The sequence below is a fragment of the Thalassococcus arenae genome, from assembly GCF_019104745.1.
GTDB lineage: Bacteria > Pseudomonadota > Alphaproteobacteria > Rhodobacterales > Rhodobacteraceae > Thalassococcus_B > Thalassococcus_B arenae.
Genome location: NZ_JAHRWL010000001.1, coordinates 965,564 through 989,788, shown reverse-complemented (window position 1 = coordinate 989,788; position 24,225 = coordinate 965,564). Strand labels below are relative to the sequence as shown.

The window sequence follows — 24,225 nt, the reverse complement described above, 5'->3', positions numbered from 1 at the left end:
CAAGCGAAACCGGCCCTAAGACGCAACCAAGTCGTGCGAACGCGGACAATCCGATACAATTCATTACAAATCACCGCGTAGAGACCCGACACAGTCCGGATATCCCCTTCGGTGCACCATTCTGGGGGGAATGCCATGTATGTGACATCGACCGAAGCATATTTCGACAATCCGCAACCCATCAGTGCCCCGTCTCGCACGCTGAGACTGCCGGAATCCAGGGTGACCGAAGACGCTTTCGTGTTTCGCCAGGGCGATCCCGTTCGCCACGTCTATCAGGTACTGTCCGGCGCGGTACGGCTGACGCGGGTTTTCGAGGATGGCGGGCAACAGCTTGTCGCCTTCGGGTTCCCGGGCGACCTCGTCGGGTTCCCGTGTTCGGGCCAGCACCACACCGATTGCCAGGCCTTGACGGCGACACGCCTGCAACCGTTCCGCGTTTCTCAGATATCGGCCGACACCGGTGACCGGGAACTGCGTTGCCGCTATCTCGAAGCCGCGTTGCGCGAAATCGCCGCGATGCAGGACCACCTGTTGCTCATGGGGCGCCGGTCGGCTGTGGAAAAGGTCGCGGCGTTTCTGTTGATGCTCGACGAACGCACCGGCGTAAAGGTCGGGCAACTCAGCCATGTCGATCTGCCCATGAGCCGGAAGGACATCGGAGACTACCTGGGCCTCACCACCGAAACGGTCAGTCGCACCCTGAGCCAGTTGCGGCGTCTGGGCGTGATCGCCTTGGACGGCATCTATTCGGTGATCGTGGTACGTCCCGACGAACTGCGCAGCCTTGCATCGCACGCCGAAGAATGAGGCGCCGGTCCGCGTGATCACCCGTCATGCCTGTCGCGGTATCCGCCGGCGTCCGCCCGCGGATCCAGGCCGACACGCGTCCGGATGCGCAGGGCGGTGATCGCAGCCACGCCGCAAAGCAGGGCAACCGCCACGGTCAATGCGGTGATGTCGCCACCGCGTGACTGGGGCAGCACAGGAAAAAGACCGACCGCCGTATTGAACGCCGTGTGAAACAGATGCGCGGGCAGCAGCGATGCGCCGGCGGCCAGATGCAGATGCGTGTAGACAAGGCTCGATGCGACGATCTGCGCTGCGAACAGCATCGGCGGGATCGCGCTGTGGAAATTCCCCGGCATCAGGAACAACGGTGCGTGCCAGACCGCCCAGACTACGCCAAGGCCAAGGCTGGCCGCCACAGGACCGTAGCGGGGCAGCAGAGCGGGCAGCGCGTATCCCCGCCAGCCCAACTCCTCTCCCGCCACGCTGAACACCAGCACATAGGCGAAGACGGCGACGGGCACGATCGGCGCCATGGGTTGGGGCCAGATCGGCCCGGCACCGGTCAGCCCCCGCGCCACGACCAGTGCCAGCAGGACACCCCCGATCGGCAGCCCGATGGAATAGAGATAGACCCAGACCGGGATGCGCCAGCGCACGAGCCGACGCATCAAAGCGCGGCGGGCGGCCGGGTTCGGCCAGGTCACGACCAGCGCAGCGACCGCCGGCCCGAATGTCCCCGCGACCAGCAGAACCCGAGCCGATGAAGGCAGGACACCGGCAAGCGCCCAAAAGCCCCAAGAGATCCCGAAGGTGATCGCGAAGAACCGCGCGAGTCCAGGGGGGCTTTTCGGGTGCTTGTTCATGCCGCGCGCTTTGTTGTCTCTTGTTTTCCCATACTCGTTCCGATCCGGGCGAACCCGCAACCGGGGCGACCGGAGACCCCTGCTCCGGAAATCGTCCGCACCAAGTCCGGGTCGAATCCTTGCGATGGACGCCGTGCGGACAAAACCCTAACACTCGACGAACCGCACCGCGCCACCAGCCGCCGTTGCGGGCAGCATGCATGGTGATCAGGAGCACCGACACAGGCCCATGTCCGACGCACCCGAAATCAAGCTGGGCCTCATCGGCGATAACATCGCGCAGTCCAGTGCGCCGCGGTTGCACAGCCTTGCCGGACGCCAGAACGGGGTATCGGTGCAATACGACCGGCTGGTTCCCCGCGATCTCGGCCAGGATTTCGACACGCTTTTCGCCGCATGCGCCGAACAGGGCTACCGCGGCATCAACGTGACCTATCCCTACAAGGAGCGGGCGGCGGCGAAGGTGGCGGTCGACGATCCGCGCGTCCGGGCCATCGGAGCGGTCAATACGGTGCTGTTCCAACCGGATGGCCCGCGGGGGTTCAACACCGATTACACAGGTTTCATCGCGGCCTACCGTGCCGCGCGGGGCGAAAGCCCACCCGGCGTGTGCTGTCTGGTCGGAACCGGAGGCGTCGGTCGGGCCTTGGCTTTCGGCCTGCTTGCCCTTGGTGCGTCGGAAATCCGGCTGGTCGACATGGACGCGGCCAAGGCGTCTTCGCTAGCGCGGGATCTGCGCGCCGCCGATCATGCGTCGCGGATCGCCGTCTTCTCCGACGCGACCGCGGCAGCGGCAGGGTCGTCCGGGTTGCTGAACGGCACGCCGGTGGGGATGGTCGGTCACGCTGGCACGCCGTTGCCGCGCGCGGCGATGTCCGGGGCGGAATGGGCGTTCGATGCGGTCTACACGCCCGTTGACACTGTCTTTCTGACCGATGCGCTTGCAACCGGCCTATCGCTCATCTCTGGATACGAGTTGTTCTTCTTCCAGGGCGTTCATGCCTGGGCGCATTTCACCGACCTGCCGCTGGACCAGACCGCGCTTCGCATAGCGCTCGCGGGCGATGCGGAAACGTCATCGTGACCCGGACCACGATAACAGCTCTCCTGGCCTTGGTGTCGCCGCTCTAAAACCGCCTGCCCCCTTGCACTGCCGAGGACAGTCACGTTACAGACGTCGGCGGAGAGGTGGCCGAGTGGTCGAAGGCGCACGCCTGGAAAGTGTGTAGGCGGGAAACCGTCTCGAGGGTTCGAATCCCTTCCTCTCCGCCACAACCCAATCACGAACCGGATCGACCCGATGCACGAGGCCGATGGTTAGGTCGACATCGATATCTCAACTGGAAAACCGGCAGCCAATGAATTGCCGACCATACAGCTCGACCTGGCACTGTTCACGACATCTAGGGCGTCCGAACCATCCTTTGATTTGCAAAGAACCGACATGGTCGCGCGTGTGGCCACCAAGGGCTCACCCGCCAGTTCGAGCATCACGTCCACCGCGATTTCGCCGATTTCAACACCGAGCTTTTCAGCGGCATACCGCAAGTCGTTGCAAAAGCACCCCCCCAGAGCCAGCGCGAGCAGTTGGGCGCCGTTGAACCCAAGACCGCGACCGCCGGCCTTGCCTTCGGGCCTGTCCGCAATGATCGTGTGAGAGCCTGTCCAGCCGACCGCAGCTTCGGTTCCGGGCAGGTTGTGGAACTTCACTTCGACTTTCATGGCGACGCTCCCGATCGGGTCATCAGAGGTTCCCGGTCAGATCGTGGTTCTGTCAAGACAGCAAACCGGGCGGTGTTCGGCTTATCATACCCGGGCTCGGCTCATGCCGCTTCGCGGCTTTCGCTCCGCGACATGCCCGATCACCGTTCGCCGATCGGCACGTAGGCGCGCTTTTCGGGGCCGTCATACAGGGTGAGAGGCCGCAGCAATATGTTGCGTTCTTCCTGTTCGAGACACTGCACCAGCCAGCCGGGCATACGGCCGATGGCGAAGATCGGCACGTACAGATCCATCGGGATGCCATGCAGCTGGTAGACCACGCCAGAGTAGAAATCGACGTTCACGTTCAGCCCGTGTCGGCTGTAGGGCTTCATCGCTTCGACCACGGCCTGCAGGATCTCGTACCATTCCGGCGCGCCCTTTTCCTCGCCCAGCTTGCGCACGCCCTCGCGCATGTGCCGCGCCCGCGGATCCTCGGCGCGATAGACGCGATGGCCAAAACCGGTGACGGCCTCGCGGTTCGCCCTTTTGGCCTTGACGTAGTCGGCCGCGTTCTCGGGTTTGCCGATCTCGTGCACCATCTTCATCACGTCCTCGGCCGCGCCGCCATGGGCGGGGCCGGCCAGGGTCGACAAGGCGGTCACGATAGCGCCGTGCAGGTTCGCCTCGGTCGACACGGTGACACGGGCGGCGAAACTGGACGCGTTGGCGCCGTGTTCGGCGTGCAGGATGAAATCCACATCGGCCAGTCGCGCCGCGGCCTCGGACGGTATTTCGCCACCAAGCATCCACAGCCAGTTTGCGGCATGGGTCAGCGTCTTGTCTGCGGCGACCGGGTCTTTGCCGTTGCGGATCCGGTCATGGGCGGCGACGATCATCGGCACCTGGCTGGTCAGCCGGATGCCGTTCTTCAGGAACCCGACGCGCCCCTTTTCGGCACTGCCGGGTTCCAGCGCCGCCAGTGCGGACACCGTGGTGCGCAACACGTCCATCGGATGCCCGTCCTTGCAGGATGCGATGATGTCGAACACCGCGTCGGGCAATTCGCGTGCCGCCTTCAGTGCGGAATCGAATTCCGCCAATTGGTCCGAGGTCGGCAATTCGCCGTGGATCAGCAGATAACAGACCTCTTCAAAGGTCGAATGCTCGGCAAGATCGTGGATCGTATAGCCGCGGTACAGCAACTCCCCGGCTTTGCCGTCGATATGGCTGACCCCGGAGCGTTCGAAATACACGTCCTTGAGGCCACGGTTGATCTTGACGCCATCGCTCATCGCTGGCTCCTTCCTTGTTCGTATACGGAGGCATACATGCCGATATCAGAAAAAATTTTCGCCCGCGCCCGGGAAAAGTCGGCTCGTGTGGTGTTCCCGGAACTGGACGACCCGCGTGTGGCCGCCGCCTGCCAACGTCTGACCGCCGAGGGTCTGGCGCGTCCAGTCGGGTTGGCCGAACCTACCGAAGCGCAATTGGCGGCGCTGGTCGAGGCGCGCGGAATGAAAGAGACCATTGCGCGCCGCATGCTGGCCAAGCCGCTGTTTCGCGCGGCAGCCATGGTTGCGTCGGGCGAGGCCGACGCGATGGTCGCCGGCGCCGACAGCCCGACGCGCCGGGTGATCGAGGCCGCTTCGATCGCCATCGGTCTGGCCGACGGTGTCGATCTGCCGTCGTCGTTCTTTCTGATGGCCTTCCCCGACGGGCGCGAATTGGTTTTTGCCGACTGCGCCGTCAATGTCGCCCCGGATGCCGCCGCGCTGGCCAGCATCGCGCGGGCATCCGCCGCGTCGGCGACCGCGTTGCTTGGCGCGGCGCGCGTGGCGATGCTGTCGTTTTCCACCGGCACCAGCGGCAGCGGCGACAGCGTCGATCTGGTGCGTGCCGCGGCCGAAGCCAGCGGGTATCCCGGCCCGATCCAGGCGGATGCGGCGTTGAATGCCGCAATCGCCGCAAAAAAGGGATTGGGGCGGGGCGATGCGAACACGCTGATCTTTCCCGATCTCGACGCCGGCAACATCGCGTACAAGCTGTGCCAGGAATTGGCAGGCGCCCAGGCCATCGGTCCGATCCTGCAGGGGTTCCGCCGTCCGGTCTGCGACCTGTCGCGTGGCGCCAGCATCGACGACATCGTCGCGTCCACCGTGGTGACGGTGGCGATGTCCTGATCGGTCTTCACGCGGCCTCCAAAAGGGCCGCGGCGTCCATCGCTATCATCCGCTCTTCTTCCGCGCCAATGACCCAGACCGCGACCTTTGAACTGTCGGCATGCAGGCGGGGGCCGCCGCGGTGGTTGAAGTCGGGGTTCATCCGCACGCCCAGCCATTCCAGCCCGCGCAGGATACGGGCGCGCACGCCGACCGCGTTCTCGCCGATCCCGCCGGTGAAGGCGATCGCGTCCAGCCCTTCCATCGCGGCAATCAGCGACCCGGCATGGCGCAGCGACCAATAGCAGAAATGCTCGATGGCAAACGCGCTGTCGGCGCTTGGATCCACCATCAGGTTGCGCATGTCGGACTTGCCGCCGGACAACCCAAGCAATCCGCTTTCGTGGTTCAGGATCGCCTTGGTCCGCTGTAGCCCGTGTTCCTCGACCAGCCGCAACACGGCGTTGGCGTCGATGCCGCCCGACCGGGTGCCCATGGTCAACCCGTCCAGTGGCGAATAGCCCATCGTCGTCGCCACCGACTGACCGTTCAGGATCGCGCACAACGAAGCGCCGTTGCCCAGGTGGAAGGCCAGCAGCCGCGAGGGCAGCTTTTCCTCGGACACGATGGGGAGCCGTCGCACCAGGGACGCATAGCTCAGGCCGTGAAAGCCATAGCGCCGGATACCCTTGGTCTCCATCATCTTGGGGATGGCGTAGCGGGTGGCGACATCGGGGTTCGTGGCGTGGAACGACGTGTCGAAGCTGGCGAATTGCGGCAAGTCCGGCGCAAGTTCGGCCAGGGTGTCTATGGCGGCCAGGTTGTGGGGGTTGTGCAGGGGGGCAAGCGGGGTGCAGTTCGCGATTTCCGCGCGCACATCCGGCGTCAATCGCACCGGTGCGGTCAACTTGCGCCCGCCATGCACCACCCTGTGCGCGGCGGCGCGCAGATCGTCGATCCTGATGCCGTGGTCCCGCAATGCGTTCAGCACCGCCGACAAGGCCGCGCGGTGGTCGATGAAGGGCTGTTCGTTCCTGGCTCCACCGATCTGCAGGAACGACGCACCGCCGATCCCGGCCGCAAGTCCGGCGATCTCTTCCGTGAGGTCCTTGTCGAAAACCGCAAACTTGATCGAGGACGACCCGGCATTCAGGACCAGGATGCGGTCGCTCTTTGCCGGATCGCCCATCGTTTCAGACCGCCTGCTCGACCATGTCCGCGGCGTCGATCCCGGCGACCGCGACCGGCTTTTTCATCGCGTCGCGGCGGAAAGGCTCGCCCAGTTCCTGGTTGATCATCGCCTCGATCAGCGTCGTCTTTCCGTGCTTCATCTGATCCTCGATCGCCTTGTTCAAGGCCGCGGTCAGTTCGTCCATCGTGCGCGCGACCACGCCCTCCAGCCCGCAGGCCCTGGCGATACCGGCATAGCTCACCTGCTCGTCCAGTTCGGTGCCGACGAAATTGTCGTCGAACCACAGCGTCGAGTTCCGCTTTTCGGCGCCCCACTGGTAGTTGCGAAAGACGATCTGGGTGATTGCCGGCCACTCGCCCCGACCGATCGCCGTCAGTTCGTTGACCGCAATGCCAAAAGCGCCATCGCCCGCGAACCCGACAACAGGCACGTCGGGGCAGCCGATCTTGGCGCCGACGATGGCGGGCAGACCATAGCCGCAGGGGCCGAAAAGCCCCGGCGCCAGGTATTTGCGGCCCTCCTCGAAAGACGGGTAGGCATTGCCGATGGCGCAGTTGTTCCCGATATCGGAAGAAATGATCGCCTCTCGTGGCAGGGCGGACTGGATCGCGCGCCATGCCATGCGCGGGCTCATCCAGTCGGGTTTGGCCTGGCGGGCGCGTTCATTCCAGCTGGTGCCGGGATCGTCGTCCTCGTGATCCATCGACGACAGCTGCTGCGCCCATTTCGACTTGGTCTCGGCGATGCGCGCCTTGCGTTCGGCCCGGCCCGCGTCGCCCGCGTCATCGGACAGGTTGTTCAGGATGCCATGCGCCACCTTGGCGGCGTCGCCGACGATGCCGACCGTAACCTTCTTGGTCAGGCCGATCCGGTCGGGGTTGATGTCGACCTGAATGATCTTGGCATCCTTGGGCCAATAGTCCATGCCGTATCCCGGCAGGGTCGAAAACGGGTTCAGCCGGGTGCCGAGGCACAACACCACGTCGGCATCCTTGATCAGCTCCATACCGGCCTTCGAGCCGTTGTATCCCAGCGGACCGGCGAACAGCGGGTGCGACCCCGGGAACGCGTCGTTGTGCTGGTAGCCGACGCAGACCGGCGCATCCAGCCGCTCGGCCAGTTGCATCGACGCGTTGATTCCGCCGCGGCTCAGCACCACGCCCGCGCCGTTCAGGATGACCGGGTTCCTGGCCTCGCTCAGCAACTTGGCCGCTGCCTTGATCGAGTTTTCGCCGCCCGGGCTTTGTTCGAATTCGATCGGCTCGGGAATCTCGATATCCACCACCTGGGTCCAGAAATCGCGCGGGATGTTGATCTGCGCGGGGCCGGACAGGCGCTTGGCCTTGGCGATGACGCGGGTCAGAACCTCGGCCACGCGGGTGGGGTCGCGCACCTCTTCCTGGTAGGCCACCATGTCCTCGAACAGCTTCATCTGTTCGACTTCCTGAAAGCCGCCCTGGCCGATGGTCTTGTTGGCGGCTTGCGGCGTGACCAGCAGCAGCGGCGTGTGGTTCCAGTAGGCGGTCTTGACGGCCGTGACGAAGTTGGTGATGCCGGGACCGTTCTGCGCGATCATCATCGACATCTTGCCGGTGGCGCGGGTATAGCCGTCGGCCATCATCCCGGCGCTGCCTTCATGGGCGCAGTCCCAGAACTGGATGCCGGCCTTCGGAAACAGATCCGAGATCGGCATCATCGCGGAACCGATAATGCCAAAGGCATGGCGGATCCCGTGTTTCTGAAGCACCTTCACAAAGGCTTCTTCGGTGGTCATCTTCATCGCGGTTCTCCCTGAATCACTCGCCGTCCGTGAACGGGCGCCGCTTAGCATCGACGGCTTTGCCCCGTAAGGCGATTCCGGTCGCAGATTACGAAAAAACGCCACGGGAATCGCACCTTTCGACCCGTTTTACCGAAAAATGAGAAGTGAGGTGCCAAAAATTGATAAATCGGATCTGGGTTGATGGCGATACCGCATGGCTAGTTGCGGGTTTTTCGCATCCAGACGCGAAGCTCAGGGCGCTATCGGACACTGCAGGCAAGGCGGCGCCGCCGGCATCAGGCATTGCTTGTATGCGGCGCAGGATGGCCGCACACTGCGTGGCAAACGAACGCGGCAGGCAGGACATGATGATTTCCAGACGGGTTTTCGCAACCGCCATGGCGGCAACTATGCTTACGGGATGCGGGGGGCCGATGCCGGTGACACGGTCGACCCGCGCTGACGCCGACCCGTCCTTGCGACCAGCGCCGAACCCGGCCTTTGACGCGTGGATCGACAGCTTTCGCGGACGAGCGCGCGCCAAGGGGCTGTCGGAAACGACGGTGTCGGAAGGGCTGCGCGGTGTCGGCTTTCTGCCCGGCGTCGTCGAACGCGACCGCAACCAGACCGAATTCCGACGGCCGCTGCAGGATTACCTGGCCATCGTCGCGCCCGAGGAAAAGGTGGCTCTGGGCAGGCAGAAATACGCTGCGACCCAAAGCCTTCTGACGCAGATAGAGGACCGTTACGGTGTTCCGCCGAACGTGGTGGCGGCGATCTGGGGGGTGGAAAGCTATTTCGGCACGCGGCGCGGCGATATCCCGGTGATTTCGGCCACGGCGACGCTGGCTTTCGACGGGCGGCGCGGCGCCTTCTTCGAGGCGCAGCTTGTCTCGGCGCTGAAGATCCTGCAGCGCGGCGATACGACCCCGGCGAACCTCAAGGGCAGCTGGGCCGGCGCGATGGGCCACACGCAATTCATCCCCACGACATACGAGGCCTATGCCGTCGATTTCCGCGGCGATGGCCGGCGTGACATCTGGTCCGAGGACCCCACCGACGGGCTGGCCTCTGCCGCGAATTACCTGGCACGGTCCGGATGGCGGCGCGGCCAGCCCTGGGGCTACGAGGTGCGGCTGCCTTCGGGGTTCGACACCGGCCTCGCCGGTCGGGGAAAGCGCCGTGCCGCGGCCGAGTGGGCGGGGCTCGGCGTTCAGGCTGCGTCCGGCCGGATGGCCGATCACGGGCCGGCGGCGCTGCTGGTTCCCGCCGGTGCGACTGGCCCGGCCTTCCTGGTGTTCCGCAACTTCGACGTGATCCTGCGCTACAACGGGTCCGAAAACTACGGCCTCGGTGTCGGCTACCTGTCCGACCGGCTGGGCGGTGGCGGGCCCCTGCGCGGCGCCTTTCCGCCGGATCAATACGGGTTGACCATCGCCGAGCGGCGCGAAATCCAGACACGGCTGACGCAGGCTGGGTTCGACGCGGGCACTGCGGACGGGGTGTTCGGCAAGAAGACCGAGGCGGCGATCCGCGCCTACCAGACGTCGCGCGGCATGGCTGTCACTGGTGCACCGTCGCGCGATCTGCTGGAACGCCTGCGGCGCGGCTGACCGCGCCGCACGGGATCACGAGGTCACCTGCTCGCGCAGGATCGATGCGGTCAGCGAGATCATAAGATAGACCCCGCCGAAGATCAGGAAGGCGAGGATCGTGTTCTCGAACGCGCGCGGATAGCTGGGGTCTTCGGACGCAACCGGAACGACCGAGGTCGTCAGGTAACGCGCCTGGCTGTCGGCGTCGCGCCGCGCCTGTTCCAGCCGCTCCAGCGCGGTCTGCAGCATCAGGTCACGCGTCGCGAGGTCGGCCTGCGCAAGCTGGATCTGCACCGCCTTTTCGGCCAGCGATTCTTCACCGGTGGTGGCGGATGTCATCTGCGCGTTCAGTTCGGCCAGCAGCGCCTCGAGCCGGCGCACATCGCCCTGCGCGCCTTCGACCTTGGCGCGGTTCGGGCGCGAGTTGTCCAGCAGGGCCTGCAATTGCAGACGCTTTTCCTGGATCTGCACCTCGACATTGTTGATCTGTCCACGCAGCGCGGTGATCCGGCCTTCGGGGTCCAGGATCGATCCTTCCTGCTGCAGCCGCACCAGCTTTTCCTGCGCCTCGCGGCGGGCGAGGTCGGCGTCGATCAGCCCCTGTTCGGCATCGGCGACCGCATCGGATCGCTTGCGACGGCTCAGATCGTCGACCCGTTCCTCGGCATATCCGATCAGCGCGCGGCTGAACTCGGCGGCGGTTTCCGGATCGGCGGCGATGATCTCCATCTTGATGACGCCTTCGGTCGGATCGTACCCGATCTCGATATTGTCCTTGTACAGCTTGTAAGCGTCTTCGTTCGACGGGTTTTCCTCCAGTCGCTGGATCGGGTCGATCCAGGATTGGGTGAAATGCGCCTTGAAACCGACATCCTGGTCCAACCTCAGCATCGCGTCCTTGGATTGCAGATAGCTCTGGACCGCGATGGCATCCTGGTTGGTGGCGAATTGCGTGCCGGAAAACAGCGAACCCAATCCGCCACCGCCGCCGTTTTCGGCCTTGAGGATCAGGAATTCCGACTTGGTCGCGTACATCGGCGTCGCGACGCCGTAATAGTAGTAGCCCGCGATCAGCGTCGGCAGCAGCACGAAGGCGGCCAGCCGCGTCAGCAGGGCCATCAGCTTGCGGCGGCGACGCTTGGCCAGGTCCTTTTGGATCTGGGCGATTTCCATCTGACGCCGGTCGGCGGGGCTGATCGTGTCGGTGGATGGGAGTTGGGTTTTCTTGGGGGCGATGGTCTGCGGCAATTGCACCTTGGGCTCGGGGCGTTTGTCGCCAGCGTCGTCTTCGGGTTCGACCGGGCGCGCTTCGCCGCCATCTGCGGGCACCACCAGTTCCAGAACGTTGGCGCGCTGGAACGGGTCGATGCCGCGGGCGCGCAGCAGCCGGACGGCATCGAAATCCGAGGTCGGCGCGAGCCCGTGCTTCTGAGCGACGCGGCGGGCCATGCGCAGTTGCCGGCCGGTCAGCCCCTCGCGGCGGATGGTGTCCATGTCGGTTTCAGATGCGACCTGCGCGGCCGACGACACTTCTCCGGACCGCGCGACCGGTTCCGGGCGCTGCACCTGCGGTGTTTCCTGAACACCATCGTCCTGCGGCGCGTCCTGTGAAGGCGACCGGCGGATGCGAAATTTCTTAGCCTTGGGTTTCGTAGTCATAAAGCGCTTTCGCCTCTTCCAAGGTTTCGAACATGTGCAGTTTGCCATCCATCATGACGGCGGCCTTGCGAGCGAATTTCTCGAGCACCTGCGGCTGGTGCGACACGATGATGATCGTCGTCGTGCGCAGCCGTTCGGCCAGCAGATCGCCCGCCTTCCTGTTGAATTCCGCGTCCGTGGAATTCGGCATGCCTTCGTCGATGAGATACATGTCAAAATCGAGCGACAGCAGCAAAGAAAACGTGAAGCGGGCCCGCATCCCCGAAGAATAGGTGCCGATCGGCTGGTCGAAATATTCGCCAAGGCTGCACAGCCAGCGGCAGAAGCTTTCGACATAGTCGGGGTCCAGCCCGTAGAGCCGCGCGATGTAACGGGCGTTCTCGCGCGCCGAGATCTTGGACACCACACCGCCCATGTAGCCCAGCGGAAAAGAAATCCGGCACCCACGGCGGATCTCGCCTTCGTCGGGTTTTTCCAGCCCCGCCATCATGCGGATCAGGGTCGTCTTTCCCGTGCCGTTCGGTGCCAGAATCCCAATGCTTTCGCCCAGCGGAACGCGAAAGGACACGCGGTCGAGGATCACCTTGCGGCGTTCCCCGGTCCAGAAGGACTTGCTCACGTTGTCGAATTCCAGCATCTCGATGCCCCGGCGCGTTCTGGTCGCCCGGCTGTTGCGGACGTTGACAGAACGCTAAGCGCCAAATCCGGCGACATTATGACCCGCTGGCGGAACAATAACAACGCTGCGCCTTGATTGGCCACGCACGGTGCGCGGTCCCGGCGGCAGATCAGGCCACCGCGCCCCAGGCCAGCCCGGCCAGCACCGCGCCGGTCACGGCAAAGGCCAGATAGGCGGCGAAAACCCTTGGTTTGACAAGCGCCCAGACCGCGATGGCGGCGGGAATGCAGCTGACCCCGCCGGCGATGACAAAGCTCATGGCCGCGCCATCCGCCATGCCCTGGGCCAGCAGCGCGTCGACCAGGGGCACCGCCGCATAGCCGTTGAGATAGGCCGGCGCCCCGACCAGAGCACCCAGGAAGATCGGCCAGACGCCCTGTCCACCCAGAATCTGCGCGATCATGTCGGCGGGCACATAGCGCAGCATCACCGCTTCGATCACATAGGCCAGCAGCAACCATTTCAGCAGGAAGACACCGTTTTCGACAGCAGCGTCGCGGAACGCCGTGCGGCGCGCGGCGTCGGGCCAGAAGCGCCAAACGGGCCGACCCTGAAAGGGTTTCTTCACACCGCAACAACCGCCGACCTTGGGCTTTTCGCGCAACGGATCACGAAAGACCGGGCTTTGGGCGAAAACCATCGTGCCCAGCCCGCCGAACAGGCCCAACCCGACGGCCGCCAGCGTCTTGGCGATGGCGAAATCCCAGCCCAACGTGCCCGAGGTGATCAGGAACATCGCCGGATCCATCAGCGGCGAGGCCAGCCAGAACGCCATGACCGCGCTGAGCGGAGCACCGACGGCCAGCAGCGCGGCGATAAAGGGGATGACCTCGCAGGAACAGAACGGCGACAGCCCGCCCAGCAGCGCCGCCAGGCCGATCATCCGCAATTCGCGGCCTTCGAACGCCTTGGCCAAAAGCGTTTCGGCCCCTGTTGCCTTGAGATAGGCCACCGCCAGAACGGCGAACAGGATGAACGGCGCGGTATTGCCCAGGGCGGTGAGGGCAAAGGTCACGGTCGGCCAGAATTGCGGCGTGTCCAGCAGCGCCACCAGCCCGAGGATGGCCAGCGTGGCCAGCCACGCCTTGTCGATTTTCGGCATGCGAAACCGTTGCGGCGAAAGGCCGGAGGTGTCAGCCATGATCGTGATCCTTCGAAGGGCTGTCGGCACAGCATTGCCGCAGCAGGAAACGGGACAGGTCTTCGACCTGAGAATAGTCGGCGGCGGCGCAGATGATGGTGCGGCCCTGACGCGTTTGCGTCACCAGGTCGGCCTGCGCGAGTATCTTCAGGTGATGGGTCAGGGTCGAACCGGTCACCCCGGCGCGCGCGCCGAGTTCGCCGATGCTCAGCCCGTCCTTGCCCGCACGCACCAACGCGTTCAGAACGGCAAGCCGTTGTTCCGAGCCAAGCGCGGCGAATCTCGACGCGGCGATTTCGATGGCGATATCCTGGGGCGAATCGTGTTTCATGGTTCTAGAAATATCGAAATGAAAAGCGGGGCGCAAATCATTTCGACAAGTCTCGAAGTGTCTGCCGCTGGCGCAGGGGACTGCGACGCGCTAGCTCTAACGCCATGTCCGATGCCCTGCGCAACCAGATCGCGGCCTGTCGCCTGTGCGCCGAACGCTTCGCGGCGACCGAAACCGCCCATGCCCCGCGCCCCGTTGTCTGGTTCCGCCCCGGTGCGCGCCTGCTGATCGCGGGACAGGCGCCGGGAATGCGGGTCCACGGGTCGGGAATCCCGTTCGACGACCCTTCGGGCGACCGGTTGCGCGACTGGCTTGGTCTCGACCGCAAGGCGTTCTACGACCGGGCCCGCGTTGCCATCGTACCCATGGCCTTCTGCTTTCCCGGCTACGACACCAAGGGCAACGACCTGCCGCCACCACCGATCTGCCGCGACACCTGGCACGACCGGGTGATGAAGGCCCTGGGTGAGGTGCGGCTGCGCCTCTATGTCGGCGGCTACGCGCATCGCTATCACGTGGGCAGCCGCGCCGGCGTGACCCAGACCGTGCGGGCCTGGCGCGACCATCTGCCCGGCGCGCTGCCCTTGCCGCACCCGTCCTGGCGCAATACCGCTTGGCTGAAACGCAATGCCTGGTTCGAATCCGACCTTCTGCCAGTGCTTCGGGCCCGCGTCCGGGAGATCATGGATGACTGACGACACAGCGCTGGATCGCGCCTTTGCCGCCGCCGACGCCACGCCCGACGATGACGCGGCACGGCTGCGCTTCTACGAGCGGTTGGCCGACAGTGAACTGTTCCTGATGCTGGCGCGCGAGGCCGACGGGGACGCGGTGGAGCCGGCGGTGTTCTCGTTGAGCGACGGCCCGGTCGTACTGGCCTTCGACCGCGAGGATCGGCTCGCGCAATTCGCCGGTGGCATCGTGCCCTATGCCGCCCTGTCGGGCCGGATCGTCATGCGGTTGCTGGCGGGTCAGGGCCTGGGGCTGGGCATCAACCTCGACGTTGCGCCTTCGGCCACGCTGTTGCCGGCGCAGGCGATCGACTGGTTGGCGGAAACACTCGACCACGGTCCGGACGAGACCGAGGCAACGATCGAAGAAGTCTCTGCACCGACCGGTCTGCCCGAGCGCTTGCTGGCGGCGCTCGATGCCAAGCTGGCGCTGGCCGCGGGACTGGCGGGAAGCGCCTGGTTGGCAAAGGTACGCTATGCGGGCGGTACGCAGGGGCATTTGCTGGGTTTTGCCGCGGCGGTCCCGGGCGCAGAGCCAAGCCTGGCCCGCGCGGTCAACGAGGCGCTGGTCTTCTCCGGTCTCGACGCCGGCGCGCTCGACGTGGTCTTCCTGCGCACCAGCGACCCGCTTTCTGCCTCGCTGGCGCGCGTCGGGCTGCGTTTCGATTTGCCCGAACCACCTCAGGACCGCGTGTTCAGACCCGCCGCCCCAGGCATGGACCCGGACCGCCCGCCAAAGCTGAAATAGCGCTTCTTCTCTATTGAAAATACGCATGGCGCGTCGGCGCCACGCGCGCCGCGCCCGGCGTCAGCGCAACCCCAACTCCTGCCGCAAAGCCGGCAGGCTGTCGTTCGGTGCCGGGGACGCTTCCCATACGGCGCGGGCGATGGCGCGTGCGAGACACAGGCTGGCGGCGTGGCCGATCTCCGAAAGCTGCATCGCGGGCATCTCCAACGGCCGTGCGCCGGTCGATGCGGCAAAGACCAGGTCGCCGTCCATCGGGCTGTGTGCGGGATGGATCGCCCGGCCGATCCCGTCATGCGCGGCAACCGCCATCCGGTGACACTGTGCCTTGTCCAATGCCGCATCGGTGGCGACGATGGCGATGGTGGTGTTGCCAAGCGCGGCCATGGCGTGAACCTTGCGACTTTCGGGCAGGGGTTGCAGACCGGGCGCCGGATCGGGGCCGAGGCCGCCGAATTCCGCGCCGATCTCGAACGGCGCTGCCCAGAAATGCCGGCCCGACGGCGTGGTGACGCTGCCCATCGGGTTGACCGCCACCAGAGCGCCCACGGTGATCCCGTCCTCCAGTACCAACGACGACGACCCCAGCCCGCCCTTGTGCTGCGCCGTCTGCGCGCCCGCCCCGGCGCCCACCGAACCAAGCGCGAAACCATCGGCCGCGGCGTCCAGCGCGGCGCGGCCCAAGGCGGGATAGGGATTGTCGCGCCAGTCCTTCGCGCCGCCGTTCAGAAGGTCGAAGAGGATCGCCGCCGGCACGATCGGCACGCGGGCCGAGAACACCTCGAAACCGCGGCCCTGTTCATGCAGCGCGTCCATGACCCCCTGCGCCGCGGCAAGGCCGAAGGCGCTGCCGCCGGACAACACCAGCGCATCGACGCCGGGCGCAGTCTTGTCCGGGGCCAGAAGGTCGGTCTCGCGGGTGCCCGGTGCGCCACCCATGACGGCGACAGAAGCCGTGAACGGCCCATCGCCGGTGAGCAGGGTGACGCCGGTCTTGACCCGATCATCCTGTGCATTGCCGACCCGCAATCCGGCGATATCGGTGATAAGGTTTCTCGGGCCTGGTTTCATGTCATCCAATCGTGCGGCTGCGCCGCGCAGGTTTGTTGAAAGAAGGTGAGGGGCCAGCCCCTCACGCTCCCCGGGATATTTCTGGCCAGATGAACGGATCAGATGCAGCGGCCGCCATCGACCTCCATGCAGACGCCGGTGATCATGCTGGCTTCGTCCGAGCACAGGTAGAGCGCGGCATTGGCCAGGTCCTCGGGAGTCGAGAACCGGCCCAGCGGAATGGTGGCAAGGAACTTGGCCCGCATCTCGGGGGTGTCTTCGCCGAGGAAGCTTTTCAGCAGCGGGGTTTCGCCCGCCACCGGGTTAAGCGCATTCACGCGGATGCCGAACGGAGCAAGTTCCACGGCCATTGCCTTGGTCGCGGTGATCATCCAGCCCTTGGACGCGTTGTACCAGTTCAACCGCGGGCGGGGCGAGACCCCGGCGGTCGAGGCGATGTTGAGAATGGCGCCGGAGTTGCGCGCTTTCATCTGCGGCACCAGCGCGCGTGCGGCAAGGTAGACGGACTTGCAGTTGACCGCGAAGACCCGGTCGAAATCGACTTCGCTCACATCCTCCATGGCGGCGGGCAAGTGGGTCGTGCCGGCGTTGTTCACCAGGATATCGACCGAACCGAAAAGCTCGGTCGCGCGGTCGATCATCGCGCCCACGCTGTCGCCATCCGAGACATCCGCGTGCTGCGCGACACCGCCGTATTCCGCAGCCACGGCGCGCGCCGCGTCCCCGTTGATGTCGGCGATCATCACCTGCGCGCCTTCGGCCAGAAACCGCCGGGCGATCCCGGCGCCGAACCCGGACCCGGCCCCGGTGACGATCGCGGTCTTGCCGTCCAGCCTCATGATCGGCGCGCCTCGCGCCAGTGCCGTTCGGTGCGCGCGGCGCGCCAGATCGTCCAGAGCGCCGCGACAAGGCCGATCAGACCGCCCAGATAGGCGCCTTCGTGCATCAACGCGGCCCGCAGAAAGCCCTCTGGATCGCTCAGGCCCTGTGGCAGCGCGATCCCGGCGGCCAGCGACGGCGCAAGCATGCCCAGAAGCAGGCCGCCCATCGCGCAAAGCAGCGCCGCGAAAAGAACCACGCCCATCGCACCGATCCCGGCGGCCAGCAGATGCCCGGGCTTGCGGATCAGCAAGAGACCCAGAAGAAAAACCGGCAAGCCGAGCAGCATGCCCATCCACCAGCTCGCCCGCCAACCGACCAGTGCGGCGCCAAGGCGGTTGCGGGCGTCTTCTGCGATGCCGAACTGGTCGAACTTGAGATCGAAGAAATAGCTGGCGCCCACGGAATAGCTGAGCTGGTTGTGCAGCGCGCCGAACAGGCCCGCCGCGATGGCGGCCAGACCGAGCAACAGGATGAAGACGACGGGTTTGCTCATGGTGGCCCTCCCTTTGGCTTCAGCCTATGCGCAAGCCGCGCGCGGCGTCCAGCGTCAGTAGGTCGCGCGCCCGCCGGTGGCGTCGAAGACCGCGCCGGTGGAAAAGCTGGCTTCGTCCGACGCCAGCCAGCAGGCCAGCGAGGCAATCTCGTCGACGGTGCCGAACCGGCCCATGGGAATCTTGGATTTCATGAAGGCGATATGTGCCTCGGTCATCTGGTCGAAGATCGCGGTGTGAACGGCAGCGGGCGCGATGGCGTTCACGGTGACGCCGGTGGTCGCCAGTTCCTTGCCCAGCGACTTGGTCAGCCCGATCACCGCCGCCTTGGACGCGGAATAGGCCGGCGCGTTCGGATTGCCATCCTTGCCCGCGACCGAGGCCATGTTGATGATCCGGCCCCAGCCGCGATCCTTGAGATGCCGGGCGGCGGCGCGGTTGCAATAGAACAGCCCGTGCACGTTCAGTTCGAACACCGCGCGCCAATCCTCCACCGGGTAATCCCAGGTGGTCAGGTTCGGCCCGGTGATCCCGGCGGAACAGACGACGATGTCGGGGGCGTCGTCGGTCATCGCCGTGTCGACCGCAGCCGCGTCGGTGACGTCGATCACCCGTCCGCCCGGACTGCGGTCCCAGATCGTGACGTCCGCGCCCTCGGCGGCCAGCCGGGCAGCGATGCCTGCGCCGATGCCCGAAGCACCGCCGGTGACCACGGCCTTGCGGCCCTTGAAGCGATTTTCGAACATGGCGGATTCCTCAGTCGTTGCTGATGCAAAGTGGCGCGACCTCGGAGACGAAGTCCAGCACCACGTCGAAAAAGGCCCTGGGTCGGTCACGGTCGATCATGTGCGCGGCGCCGGCGATCTCGGCATAGCGGCTGTTCGGCAAGGCCTGCGCCAAGGCACGGCCGAATTCCGGCGGCATGATCGGGTCGCATTCGCCCGACAGGACCAGCGCCGGGCAGCTTACCTGTGCCAGTGCGGCACGGAAATCGAAGCGGCCCTGTTCGTTGTCGGGGCCGTTGTAGTGCATCGCAACAGGGTTCTTGACGATCATCCGAGCCATGATGTCCGGGTCCAAACCCCGTGTCGCGTAGAGCGGCAGGCAGGTTTCGAAATAGGCCTGGCGGCTTTCGGGGGTGGGGGCGCTCCAATAGGCGCGGGCCACCTCGCCGGCCTTTGGGTCGAGCGCGGCGAAAGCGGCGTAGATCGCTTCGAAATCGGTGCGCGCGGTGGTCGAGCCTAGGAGCAGAGCGCCGGGGTGGTCGGGGTGGCGCGTGGCATAGGCCTGTGCCACGACCCCGCCGAAAGAGGCGCCGTAGACGATGGGGCGGACGATGCCCAGCGTGTCGCACAACGCGCGGATATCATCGCCCCATTGCGCCAGCGTCCAGTCCGCAGGGTCGCCGTCGTCGCTGCGCCCGTTGCCGCGCAGGTCGATGTAGACGAGCTGGCACAGGTCGGTCAGGCCCGACATCTGGGGTTTGTAGATCGAATGGTCGGCGCCGGGGCCTCCATGGATCAGGATCATCGTCGGGCGCGGCACCATGGCGGGGCCCTGCGCGACCAGGCCCGCGCCGTCGATGTCGATGAAGTGCCTTGTGCCGTTCAGGACCAGGTACACGAGATCATCCGTGATAGGCCGCCACGGTCTTGAGGCTGGAAAAACCGTAAAGCGCCTCAAACCCCTTTTCCCGTCCGTGGCCGGATTTGCCCGTGCCGCCGAAAGGCAGTTCCACCCCGCCGCCCGCGCCGTAATTGTTGATGAAGACCTGACCCGAGCGCAGTTTGCGCGCAAGCCGCATCTGCCGCGCGCCATCGCGGGTCCAGACGCTGGCGACCAGGCCGTAATCGGTGCCGTTGGCGATGTGCAGCGCTTCGTCTTCGGTGTCGAACGGGATCAGCACCTGGACCGGGCCGAACACTTCGTCCTGCGCCAGCGGGTGGCTGGGCGGCACCGGCCCGAACAGGCTGGGTGGGACGTAGTGGCCGGGCGGCAGGTCGGCCGGCAGAGCGGCCTGCGCGAGCAAAGGCAGGTCTGAGGCCCGGTCGAGGAAACCCAGCACGCGCGCCTTTTGCGTGGCGTTGATCAGCGGGCCGATATCGGGGTCGTCCGATGCCGGGCCGACGCGTTTGGCGCGATAGGCTTCGGCCATGCGTTGCGCAACGGCATCGTAAACTCCGCGCTGCACCAGGATGCGCGAGGATGCCGAACAGGTCTGCCCGGCATTCTGCAGCCCGGCATTCACGAGAAAGGGCAGGGCGGCATCGAGATCGGCATCGTCGAACACCAGCTGGGGCGACTTGCCGCCCAGTTCCAGCGTCACCGGCACCACGTTGGCCCCGGCTGCGATCTGCACCGCCGCGCCGGTGGCGACCGAACCGGTAAAGCTCAGATGCTGGATGCCCGGGTGCGCCGACAATGCCGCGCCCGCCTCGGCGCCCAGTCCCGGCACCACGTTCAGCGCCCCTGCGGGCAGCCCGGCCTCGTGTGCCAGATGTGCGAAGATCAACGCGGTCAGACAGGCATCCTCGGCCGGTTTCAGAACGCAGGCATTGCCCATCGCCAGGGCCGCACCGACCGATCTGCCGATGATCTGCATCGGGTAGTTCCACGGGACGATGTGCCCGGTCACGCCATGTGGCTCGCGCAACGTGTACACAGTGTATCCATCGAGATAGGGAATGGTCTGCCCCATCACCTTGTCCGCCGCGCCGCCGTAGAATTCGCAATAGCGCGCCAGGGCCCTTGCATCCGCCCGCGCCTGGGTGACGGGCTTGCCGACGTCGAGCGCCTCCAGTTCGGTCAGCAGGTCTTCGTTCTGTTGCACCAAACCTGCCAGACGCATCAGGATGCGCCCGCGCTCGGCCGCGGTCGTCCTGCCCCACGCGCCGTCGCGCGCGGATTGGGCGGCCTGGACCGCGGCGTCGATCTGGGCTGGACCGCCCTTGGCGATGCGCCCGATTTCCGCGCCGGTTGACGGGTTGGTCAAGGGCAGCGTGCCGGGCCCGTCAATCCAGCCGCCACCGATGAACATCCGGGCGGGGTCAATCGGCAGGTTGGGCAGCATGGCGTTCTCCGATCTCGGGCAGGTGCGGCGCGGCGGCGATCAGCGCGCGGGTATAGGGATGGGCCGGATTTCCGAAAACCTCTTCGGTCGGGCCCTGTTCGACGATCTCGCCGGCCTGCATCACCAGTACGCGGTCGGTGATGCCGCGCACGACGCTCAGGTCATGACTGATGAAGAGATAGGCCATGCCGATCTCGCGGCTGAGCCGGGCGATCAGGTCGAGGATCTGGGCCCGCACGCGGACGTCCAGCGCCGAGACCGCCTCGTCGAAGACGATGAGTTCCGGCCGGGTGATCAGCGCCCGCGCGATCGCGATGCGCTGACGCTGGCCACCGGAAAAGGCGTGGATGTACTTGTGCCGGTCGTCCGGTGACAGTCCGACGGCGGTCAGGGCCTCGGCAACGGCATCCGCACGCGCAGCGCCCTGCGGCGGATCGTTCAAAAGGTGGAAGGGTTCGGTGATCAGGCGATCGACGCGGTGGCGGGGGTTGAAGCTGCCGTACGGGTCCTGGAACACGACCTGCATCTTGCGCCGAACCGCGAGATCGGGATGGCCGTGGTGAAAGACGGGTCTGCCGTCCAGCGTGATCGTGCCGGATTGAAGCGGCTCGAGTCCCAGGATGGCGCGAGTCAGCGTGGATTTCCCGCAGCCGGATTCGCCCACCAGACCCACGCGTTCGCCCCTGTCGACGGTCAGCGAAACGTCGTTGACGGCGTTGAAAAGCGGCCGGTCGGCGAACGGGTTGCGGCGCGGCAGGGCATAGCGCCGGGTGGCGTTGCGCACTGCCAGAAGCACACCGTGCGACGGACGTGCGGCCAGGTTCGCGCGGTGGCGCGAGGCTTCGAACAGGGCGCGGGTATAGGGGTGGCGCATCTGGGTCAGCACATGGCGCGTCTGCCCCTGTTCGACGATCTCTCCGGACTTCATCACCGCGATCCGGTGCGCCATGTCGGCCACCACGGCAAGGTCGTGCGTGATGATCATCAGGGCCATGTTTTCTTCGCGCACCAGACCCTTGAGCAGGTCGAGGATCTGCGCCTGCGTCGTGACATCGAGCGCGGTGGTCGGTTCGTCCGCGATCAACAATTTCGGCCGCAGCGCGATGGCCATGGCGATGCCGACACGCTGGCGTTGCCCGCCGCTGAGTTCGTGCGGATAGCGAGTGAGGGGAAAGCGGTCGGGCGGCAAGCCGACTCGGGTCAGGACCGAGCGGGCACGTTCTTCGGCCTTGCCGGGGGGCATCGCCTTGTGGATCAGGATGGTTTCCATCACCTGTGCGCCGATGGTCTGCACCGGGTTCAGCGCGGTCATCGGTTCCTGGAAGATCATGCCGATCTCGCGTCCGCGCAGATCGCAAAGCTGCGGCTCGGCCAGGCGCAGCAGGTCGTTGCCCTCGAACCGGACCGCCCCGGTCATCTCGGCGGATTGCGGTTCGAGCCGCATCGTGGCCAGCGCGGTCATCGACTTGCCCGACCCGCTTTCGCCGGTCAGCGCCACGATTTCGCCGGGCGCGATGTCCAGCGACAGGCCCTTGAGGATCGGCGTGCCGTGGATCGACAGGCGCAGGGTGTCGAGCGCGAGCAAGGTCATGTGCGGATCACCCTGAGCCGCGGATCGAGCGCGTCGCGCATCCCGTCGCCGAGCAGGTTCAGGCCCAGCACGGTGAAGACGATGGCGAGACCGGGCATGATCGCCACGTGGGGCGCCAGCGCCACCATGGTCTGGGCATCCGCCAGCATCCGGCCCCAGCTGGGGGTCGGCGGCTGCGCGCCGAGGCCGACATAGCTCAGGCCCGCCTCGGCGAGGATGCCAAGCGAGAACTGGATCGTTCCCTGCACGATCAACAGGTTGGCGACGTTGGGCAGGATATGTTCGACGCTGATGCGGGTGGCGGATTTCCCCGCGACGCGGGCAGCCAGGATGAAATCGCGGGTCCACAGGCTGAGCGCGGCGCCGCGGGTCAGGCGGGCGAAGACCGGGATGTTGAAGATGCCGATGGCGATGATCGCATTCACCGCGCCGGCGCCGAAAACCGCGGTGATGAGGATGGCGATGACCAGGCTTGGAAAGGCGAAGATCAGGTCGTTCATGCGCATGATGACCTCGTCCAGCCAGCCGCCCTTGCGGGCTGCGGCGGCAAGGCCCAAGGGCACGCCGAGACCCATGCCGATGCCCACCGCGACCAGCGCGACGGCGATGGAGGTGCGCGCGCCGACCATCAGCATCGACAGGATGTCGCGACCGAAATGATCGGTGCCCAGCAGGTGGTCCGCGTTCGGAGATTGAAGGCGCGCCGCGATGTTCAGGGTGGTGACGTCATGGGGCGTCCATGCGAACGATAGCAACGCCGCCACAACGAAAAGTAAAGACAGCGCACCGCCGAGAATCAGCGACCGGCTCATGTCCGGCTCCTCAGCCGCGGATCGACCCAAGCATAGGCGAGATCGACCAGGAAATTCACAACGATCACGGCAAAGACCAGCAGCATCACCACCGATTCCACGACGATCAGGTCGCGCTGGCTGATGCTTTGGAAGATCAGCCGCCCCAGCCCGGGCAGGAAGAACACCTGTTCGATGATGATCGCCCCGGCAAGAAGGAACGAGAATTGCAGGCCGATGATGGTCAGGACCGGGATCAGGGCATTGCGCAACCCGTGGCGCCACAGCGCCTGGCGACGCGACAGGCCCTTGGCGCGGGCGGTGCGCATGAAATCCTCGCCCAGGATGTCGATCAGCGCCGAGCGCATCACGCGGGTCAGGATCGCGGCCTGCGGCAGGGCCAGGGCGATGGCGGGAAGCGTCAGTGATTTCAACGCCTTGGCAGGATCGTCCCAGCCCGGAAATCCACCCGCCGAAAACCAGCGCAGGTTGATGGCGAAGAGCAGGACGAGCAGCATGGCGAACCAGAAATTCGGGATCGCGACGCCCAGCTGGGTGGCGGCCATGACACCGATATCGCCGGACCTTCCCCGCGTCGCCGCGGCCAGCAGGCCCGCCGGGATGGCGATCAGCGTCGACAGCGTGAGGGCGTAGAGCGCCAGCGGCAGCGAAATCCACAGCCGGTCCGCCACCATGTCCGACACTGGGCTGCGATAGGTGTAGGAGATACCGAGATCGCCCGTCAGCATTCCACCTATCCAGTTGAAATATCGAACATATTTCGGAGCATCGAGGCCAAGTTCGGCGCGCAGGGCGGCGACCGTATCGGGCTGCGCGTTGATCCCCAGCATATAGCTGGCAGGATCGCCCGGCGCGACTTCGACCACGAGAAAGATGACCAGCGAGGCGACGGCCAGGCTGACGATCAGCGAGGTGAGACGGCGCAGCATATAGGCCCACATGGCGCCACGTTAGG

Annotated in this window: 24 protein-coding genes and 1 tRNA gene; 7 read left to right on the top strand and 18 right to left on the bottom strand. The window is 65.7% G+C overall.

Annotation, left to right across the window (positions count from 1 at the left end; translation table 11 throughout):
- The first annotated feature begins 135 nt into the window (after positions 1–135).
- Entirely contained in the window at positions 136–810 is a 675-nt protein-coding gene (locus KUH32_RS04980; protein WP_217776954.1) for a helix-turn-helix domain-containing protein, read from the top strand.
- Positions 811–827: 17 nt separating this feature from the next.
- Here KUH32_RS04980 and KUH32_RS04975 read toward each other — a convergent pair whose 3' ends face one another.
- Complete coding sequence (locus tag KUH32_RS04975) at positions 828–1,655, bottom strand: CPBP family intramembrane glutamic endopeptidase (protein ID WP_217776953.1); 828 nt, start codon at positions 1,653–1,655, stop codon at positions 828–830.
- A 229-nt stretch (positions 1,656–1,884) separates the two neighbouring features.
- Here KUH32_RS04975 and KUH32_RS04970 point away from each other — a divergent pair, with 229 nt between their 5' ends.
- Together KUH32_RS04970 and KUH32_RS04965 are read left to right on the top strand one after the other, a co-directional pair.
- Positions 1,885–2,739 carry a shikimate dehydrogenase family protein gene (locus tag KUH32_RS04970; protein WP_217776952.1) on the top strand — a complete coding sequence of 285 codons (855 nt, stop codon included), beginning with the start codon at positions 1,885–1,887 and terminating at the stop codon, positions 2,737–2,739.
- 98 nt (positions 2,740–2,837) lie between these two features.
- Positions 2,838–2,927 (top strand) — tRNA-Ser (locus KUH32_RS04965).
- 45 nt (positions 2,928–2,972) lie between these two features.
- Here KUH32_RS04965 and KUH32_RS04960 read toward each other — a convergent pair.
- Positions 2,973–3,377 carry an OsmC family protein gene (locus tag KUH32_RS04960; protein ID WP_217776951.1) on the bottom strand — a complete coding sequence of 135 codons (405 nt, stop codon included), beginning with the start codon at positions 3,375–3,377 and terminating at the stop codon, positions 2,973–2,975.
- 140 nt (positions 3,378–3,517) lie between these two features.
- The gene (locus KUH32_RS04955; RefSeq protein WP_217776950.1) at positions 3,518–4,651 is read right to left on the bottom strand and encodes a citrate/2-methylcitrate synthase; all 1,134 of its coding nucleotides are present in this window, start codon (positions 4,649–4,651) and stop codon (positions 3,518–3,520) included.
- Between the two features lie 36 nt (positions 4,652–4,687).
- Between KUH32_RS04955 and KUH32_RS04950 the strand changes: the two genes are divergently transcribed.
- Complete coding sequence (locus KUH32_RS04950) at positions 4,688–5,539, top strand: phosphate acyltransferase (protein ID WP_217776949.1); 852 nt, start codon at positions 4,688–4,690, stop codon at positions 5,537–5,539.
- Positions 5,540–5,546: 7 nt separating this feature from the next.
- Here KUH32_RS04950 and KUH32_RS04945 read toward each other — a convergent pair whose 3' ends face one another.
- Both KUH32_RS04945 and xsc read right to left on the bottom strand, forming a co-directional pair.
- Positions 5,547–6,707, bottom strand: coding sequence for an acetate/propionate family kinase (locus tag KUH32_RS04945; protein WP_217776948.1), 1,161 nt, complete (start codon positions 6,705–6,707; stop codon positions 5,547–5,549).
- A 4-nt stretch (positions 6,708–6,711) separates the two neighbouring features.
- On the bottom strand, positions 6,712–8,490 hold the full coding sequence (gene xsc / locus KUH32_RS04940; protein WP_217776947.1) for a sulfoacetaldehyde acetyltransferase: 1,779 nt from the start codon (positions 8,488–8,490) through the stop codon (positions 6,712–6,714).
- Between the two features lie 347 nt (positions 8,491–8,837).
- On the opposite strand from xsc, the gene KUH32_RS04935 reads away from it, so the two are divergent.
- Positions 8,838–10,085 carry a lytic murein transglycosylase gene (locus tag KUH32_RS04935; protein WP_217776946.1) on the top strand — a complete coding sequence of 416 codons (1,248 nt, stop codon included), beginning with the start codon at positions 8,838–8,840 and terminating at the stop codon, positions 10,083–10,085.
- 15 nt (positions 10,086–10,100) lie between these two features.
- On the opposite strand, the gene KUH32_RS04930 is transcribed toward KUH32_RS04935, so the two are convergent.
- The 4 genes from KUH32_RS04930 to KUH32_RS04915 form a co-directional block, all read right to left on the bottom strand.
- A complete protein-coding gene (locus KUH32_RS04930; RefSeq protein WP_217776945.1) occupies positions 10,101–11,726 on the bottom strand; it encodes a KpsE/RkpR family capsule polysaccharide export protein in 1,626 nt (541 codons plus the stop codon).
- Entirely contained in the window at positions 11,704–12,363 is a 660-nt protein-coding gene (locus tag KUH32_RS04925; protein WP_217776944.1) for an ABC transporter ATP-binding protein, read from the bottom strand. Before KUH32_RS04925 ends, KUH32_RS04930 begins: the two co-directional genes overlap by 23 nt.
- A 151-nt stretch (positions 12,364–12,514) precedes the next feature.
- A complete protein-coding gene (locus KUH32_RS04920) occupies positions 12,515–13,546 on the bottom strand; it encodes a permease (RefSeq protein WP_217776943.1) in 1,032 nt (343 codons plus the stop codon).
- Positions 13,539–13,877 (bottom strand): ArsR/SmtB family transcription factor, encoded by a 339-nt coding sequence (locus KUH32_RS04915; protein ID WP_217776942.1) that lies wholly within the window; start codon positions 13,875–13,877, stop codon positions 13,539–13,541. The genes KUH32_RS04920 and KUH32_RS04915 overlap by 8 nt, the downstream gene beginning before the upstream one ends.
- A gap of 104 nt (positions 13,878–13,981) precedes the next feature.
- Here KUH32_RS04915 and KUH32_RS04910 point away from each other — a divergent pair, with 104 nt between their 5' ends.
- Positions 13,982–14,572, top strand: coding sequence for a uracil-DNA glycosylase family protein (locus KUH32_RS04910; RefSeq protein WP_217776941.1), 591 nt, complete (start codon positions 13,982–13,984; stop codon positions 14,570–14,572).
- A complete protein-coding gene (locus KUH32_RS04905) occupies positions 14,565–15,356 on the top strand; it encodes an SseB family protein (protein ID WP_217776940.1) in 792 nt (263 codons plus the stop codon). The genes KUH32_RS04910 and KUH32_RS04905 overlap by 8 nt, the downstream gene beginning before the upstream one ends.
- A 60-nt stretch (positions 15,357–15,416) precedes the next feature.
- On the opposite strand, the gene KUH32_RS04900 is transcribed toward KUH32_RS04905, so the two are convergent.
- From KUH32_RS04900 to KUH32_RS04860, 9 genes are all read right to left on the bottom strand, one after another.
- Complete coding sequence (locus KUH32_RS04900) at positions 15,417–16,424, bottom strand: P1 family peptidase (RefSeq protein WP_217776939.1); 1,008 nt, start codon at positions 16,422–16,424, stop codon at positions 15,417–15,419.
- Positions 16,425–16,522: 98 nt separating this feature from the next.
- Positions 16,523–17,263, bottom strand: a complete 741-nt coding sequence (locus tag KUH32_RS04895) for an SDR family oxidoreductase (protein ID WP_217776938.1) — start codon at positions 17,261–17,263, stop codon at positions 16,523–16,525.
- The gene (locus tag KUH32_RS04890) at positions 17,260–17,799 is read right to left on the bottom strand and encodes a hypothetical protein (RefSeq protein ID WP_217776937.1); all 540 of its coding nucleotides are present in this window, start codon (positions 17,797–17,799) and stop codon (positions 17,260–17,262) included. Before KUH32_RS04890 ends, KUH32_RS04895 begins: the two co-directional genes overlap by 4 nt.
- A 54-nt stretch (positions 17,800–17,853) precedes the next feature.
- On the bottom strand, positions 17,854–18,543 hold the full coding sequence (locus tag KUH32_RS04885; RefSeq protein WP_217776936.1) for an SDR family oxidoreductase: 690 nt from the start codon (positions 18,541–18,543) through the stop codon (positions 17,854–17,856).
- 10 nt (positions 18,544–18,553) lie between these two features.
- Positions 18,554–19,420: an alpha/beta fold hydrolase gene (locus tag KUH32_RS04880; protein ID WP_217776935.1), complete on the bottom strand. Its 867-nt coding sequence runs from the start codon at positions 19,418–19,420 to the stop codon at positions 18,554–18,556.
- A gap of 4 nt (positions 19,421–19,424) precedes the next feature.
- The gene (locus tag KUH32_RS04875) at positions 19,425–20,867 is read right to left on the bottom strand and encodes an aldehyde dehydrogenase family protein (protein ID WP_217776934.1); all 1,443 of its coding nucleotides are present in this window, start codon (positions 20,865–20,867) and stop codon (positions 19,425–19,427) included.
- Positions 20,845–22,458 (bottom strand): ABC transporter ATP-binding protein, encoded by a 1,614-nt coding sequence (locus KUH32_RS04870; protein WP_217776933.1) that lies wholly within the window; start codon positions 22,456–22,458, stop codon positions 20,845–20,847. Before KUH32_RS04870 ends, KUH32_RS04875 begins: the two co-directional genes overlap by 23 nt.
- Entirely contained in the window at positions 22,455–23,270 is an 816-nt protein-coding gene (locus KUH32_RS04865) for an ABC transporter permease (protein ID WP_217776932.1), read from the bottom strand. Before KUH32_RS04865 ends, KUH32_RS04870 begins: the two co-directional genes overlap by 4 nt.
- The gene (locus KUH32_RS04860) at positions 23,267–24,211 is read right to left on the bottom strand and encodes an ABC transporter permease (protein ID WP_217776931.1); all 945 of its coding nucleotides are present in this window, start codon (positions 24,209–24,211) and stop codon (positions 23,267–23,269) included. The genes KUH32_RS04865 and KUH32_RS04860 overlap by 4 nt, the downstream gene beginning before the upstream one ends.
- Positions 24,212–24,225 lie beyond the last annotated feature (14 nt).